This is a genomic window from Kitasatospora sp. NPDC091257 (assembly GCF_044757675.1).
Lineage (GTDB): Bacteria > Actinomycetota > Actinomycetes > Streptomycetales > Streptomycetaceae > Kitasatospora > Kitasatospora lactacystinica.
The window spans coordinates 1-3895 of the sequence record NZ_JBIVVI010000889.1 but is presented as its reverse complement, the minus strand read 5'-3'; the positions used below and the strand labels follow the sequence as shown (position 1 = coordinate 3895).

The window sequence follows — 3895 nt, the reverse complement described above, 5'->3', positions numbered from 1 at the left end:
CTTTTAATCTGTTTCATTTTTTTTTTTTGTTGTTTGTTTTGGGGGGGGGGGGCCCGGCGGGGGGGGGGGGGGGGGGGGGCGCCCCGGGGGCCGCCCCCCCCCCCCACTCCTCGCCCACCCCTCAGCCGAGCAGCAGCTGCGCGGCCACCGTCGAACCGTCCGTGCGGATGCCGGCGGCGACGGCGGCGGCGCGCTCACGGGTGGCGGGGGCGAGGACGTGGCGGAGGGCCGCGGTGAGGGATCCGGCGGTCGGGGTCGGGCCGTCGTGGGCGACGCCGATGCCCAGCTCCGCCACCCGCGAGGCCCAGTAGGGCTGGTCCACGATCTGCGGGACCAGCACCTGCGGCGCGCCGGCCCGGGCGGCCGTGGTGGTGGTGCCCGCGCCGCCGTGGTGGACGACGGCCGCGAGCTTCGGAAACAGCGCCTGCTGGTTGACCTCGCCGACCGCGAAGCAGTCCTCGGCCCCGTCCACCTCGGCCAGTCGGGCCCAGCCGCGGCCGAGCAGTACCCGCCGGCCCTGCGCCCGGACCGCCTCGACGGCGACCCGGGCCGCCTCCACCGGGTCGCGCAGCGGCATGCTGCCGAAGCCGACGTACACCGGCGGCTCGCCGGCCGCCAGGAAGGCCGACAGGTCGGCGGGCAGCGGGCGTTCGTCCGGCAGGATCCACGCGCCGGTCTGCACCGTCTCGGGCCAGGCCGCGCCGGCCGCGCCCCCGCCCGGGCCCGGCCACGGGTCGAGCAGCGGGTCGGTGGCCAGCCACGGCCGTCCGGTGAGGACGTGGTCCCGGACGTTGTCGGCCACGGGCAGTCCGACGGCCGCCCGGTGGGTGTTGACCGCCGCGCCGAACAGCGCGTTCATCGTCCCGATGTTGAGCTCCCACAGCTCCCGGGGGTCGGTCACCTCCGGCGGGTACGGCAGCATCGGGTACTCGAACGGCCGGTGGTGCGGGGAGGGCAGCATGGTCGGCTGGAGGGCGACGCAGGTGAAGCGGGCACCCAACTGCTCGGCCGCCGCCTGGGCTCCGGCCACCGCCGGGAACAGGCCGGTGGCCACGACCGCACCGCCCGGCTCGGCCGCCCCGAGCACCGCCGCGTGGAACTGCTCGACCAACCGGGCCGCGCGCTCGGGGAGTTCCGAGGGCGCCGGGGGCGGCCCGCTGACCAGCGAACGCACCGACTGCCCTACCGGCACCAGTTCGACCCCGGCCTCGGCCAGCCGGGCCGCGAACTCCTCGTCCGGCGGCGCGCACACCCGCGCCTCGGCACCCAGTTCCCGCAGCCGCAGCGCCAGCGCGGCCATCGGCTCGACGTCCCCGCGCGACCCGTACGTCGACAACACCACTCGCACGTCGTGACTCCCCGTTCCCTCGGATTGCGTCCTTGAGCCGGTGATTCTGCGGCAGCACCGGGGCCTTGTGGCAAGGCCCCCCGTGCGCTATACGTTGAGAGTGGCGAGGAGTGGGTACGCCTCCGGACGCCTCCGGACGCCTCCGGACGCCTCCGGACGCCTCCGGACGCCTCCGCGACGCCGAACCGCCACGACGCACCGGGCGGGCGCCGCAATTCCCCGGGCGGGCGCCGAAGCGCCTGGCAGACTCTCCCCATGCGCACCGTCATTGAGAACATGGCCTCTCAACTCACCCGTGTGCCGGGCGTGGTGGGGGTGATGCTCGGCGGGAGCCGGGCCCGGGGCGAGGAACGGCCGGAGTCGGACTGGGACCTCGGGGTGTACTACCGGGGCGCCCTCGACCTCGACGCGCTGCGGGCGCTCGCCGGGCCGGAGGTCGAGGTGGCCGGGCCGGGCGGCTGGGGCCCGTGGGTGAACGGCGGGGCGTGGCTGCGGGTCGAGGGTGTCGCCGTGGACTGGATCCTGCGGGACCTCGACCGGGTCGGGCGGGTGTGGGCGGACTGCCGCCGGGGCCACGTCGAGGTGGGAACGCAGGCCGGCCACCCGCTCGGCTTCTGGTCGCCCTGCTACCCGGGCGAGGTCGCCCTCGGACTGCCGCTGGCCGACCCCACCGGGGAGTTGACGCGGCTCAAGGAGCAGGCCGCCGACTATCCGGAGCCGCTGCGCGACGCCCTCACCGCGGCCACCTGGGAGGCCGGCTTCCTGCTCGACACCGCCGCGAAGAGTGCCGCCCGCGCCGATGCCCTGCACGTCTCGCTCTGCCTGTCGCGCGCCGTCGGCATCCTGGTCCAGGCCCTCCACGCCCACCACCGCCGCTGGTGCCTCAACGAGAAGGGCGCCCTGGCCGTGGCGGAGCAACTGCCGGACACTCCGGCGGACTTCGGCACGACGGCACGCGGCCTGCTCGCCGCGCCCGGCGGATCGGCGGCCGAGCTGACGGCCGCGGTCGCCCGGGCACGGGAGCTGACCCGGGAGACCGTGGCCGCACTGGGCCGCTGAGCCGCCGGCCGGCCCGCTGGGCCGGGCCGCCGAGCCACCCCCGGGCTCCCGGCGGGGCGGTCAGTCCCGGTACCAGGAGACGGTGAACCCGTGGTCGGCGGCCGACGCCACCTCGACGGCCGCCGCCCGCAGCTCCCGCTCCCAGCCCTGCCGCGCCCCGGACGCCCGGTCGCCGAGGCAGTCCGGGCAGCAGACCTGGTCGGCCAGCGCCACGAACCGCTGTTCCGCCGCGTTCGCGGCCCCGCCGCTCGCCCGCCAGAGCTCGCTGACGGCGTCCCCCGACGTGATCTCCTCCGACATCAGCCGGGCCGCCGTGCGGTGCAGCAGGCAGCGCCCGACGAAGTCGTCGTCCGGCACCGGCAGGCCGAGCTCGGCCATCGCCTGCCACAGCAGCCCGCCGAGTTCGGCCGAGCGCTCGCCGCGGCCCCGACGCCCCGCCAGGTCGCACAGCGCGGCCGACTGCGCACCGACTCCCGCCGCCAGCAGGTCGGCGGCGGCCATCGGCAGGTCCTCGGGGTGGACGAGCCCGGTGGTGTACCGCCAGGCCAGGGTGAAGGCGTCGTTCATGGCGACATCCTGACAAGACGACAGCGGCCGTCGCCACCCGGTATCCGCGGCCCTGCGGGAAACGCAGGGTGGCGTGCTGCGGGAAACCGCAGGAGGGTCGCCGGAAACCCTCATACCGCCACTGACCTGCGGTTTCTAGCGTGGAGCCAGCCGGGGACGAGCAGTCCCCCGACCACCTTGGAGCCCCGCATGCCGCACACCGTCCTCGCCATCGCCCAGCAGCCCGCCGACGGGTTCGCCGGCTGGGCGGCCGACCTGGTCGACACCATGGGCGGCCCCGGGGCCGGCCTGGCGATCGCGCTGGAGAACCTCTTCCCGCCGCTGCCCAGCGAGGTGATCCTGCCGCTGACGGGCTTCGCCGCCGGGCAGGGCGTGATCAGCCTCGCGTCCGCGCTGACCTGGACCACCCTCGGTTCGGTCGCCGGGGCCGTCGTCCTCTACTGGCTGGGCGCCCTGTTCGGCCGGGAGCGGATGCACGCGATCTGGGCCCGGCTGCCGCTGGTCAAGGCCTCCGACCTGGAGCGCACCGAGGCCTGGTTCGCCCGGCACGGAACGAAGGCGGTGCTGCTGGGCCGGATGGTGCCGATCTTCCGCAGTCTGATCTCGGTACCGGCCGGGGTCGAGCGGATGCCGCTGCCCGCGTTCGTCATGCTGACCACGATCGGCAGCCTGGTGTGGAACAGCGTGCTGGTGATGGCCGGCTTCCTGCTCGGGGACCGCTGGGACGTGGTGGAGACGTACGTCGGGCTGCTCTCCAAGGCGGTCCTGGTCGTGGTCGTGCTGGCCGTGGCCGGGTACGTCGTGATGCGCGTCCGCAGCCGCGGCGGCGAGAGCGCCGCCCAGCACCGCCGGGCGAGCGCGGGTACACGCCCATGTACGCGTACACCACGAGGTGCCGGTCGACGTCCGCGAGCAGCTCCC

General features: G+C 75.5%; 4 protein-coding genes. 2 read left to right on the top strand and 2 right to left on the bottom strand.

Annotated features, from left to right (window positions below):
- Positions 1 to 121: 121 nt before the first annotated feature.
- Entirely contained in the window at positions 122 to 1348 is a 1227-nt protein-coding gene (locus ACIQOV_RS31480) for a glycosyltransferase (protein ID WP_401054070.1), read from the bottom strand.
- Positions 1349 to 1603: 255 nt separating this feature from the next.
- Here ACIQOV_RS31480 and ACIQOV_RS31475 point away from each other — a divergent pair, with 255 nt between their 5' ends.
- Positions 1604 to 2407 (top strand): nucleotidyltransferase domain-containing protein, encoded by an 804-nt coding sequence (locus ACIQOV_RS31475; RefSeq protein ID WP_401054068.1) that lies wholly within the window; start codon positions 1604 to 1606, stop codon positions 2405 to 2407.
- Between the two features lie 60 nt (positions 2408 to 2467).
- Here ACIQOV_RS31475 and ACIQOV_RS31470 read toward each other — a convergent pair whose 3' ends face one another.
- Positions 2468 to 2974: a hypothetical protein gene (locus ACIQOV_RS31470; RefSeq protein WP_401054067.1), complete on the bottom strand. Its 507-nt coding sequence runs from the start codon at positions 2972 to 2974 to the stop codon at positions 2468 to 2470.
- 189 nt (positions 2975 to 3163) lie between these two features.
- Between ACIQOV_RS31470 and ACIQOV_RS31465 the strand changes: the two genes are divergently transcribed.
- Positions 3164 to 3895, top strand: a 732-nt coding sequence (locus ACIQOV_RS31465) for a DedA family protein (protein WP_401054065.1), incomplete at its 3' end; no start/stop codon positions are given.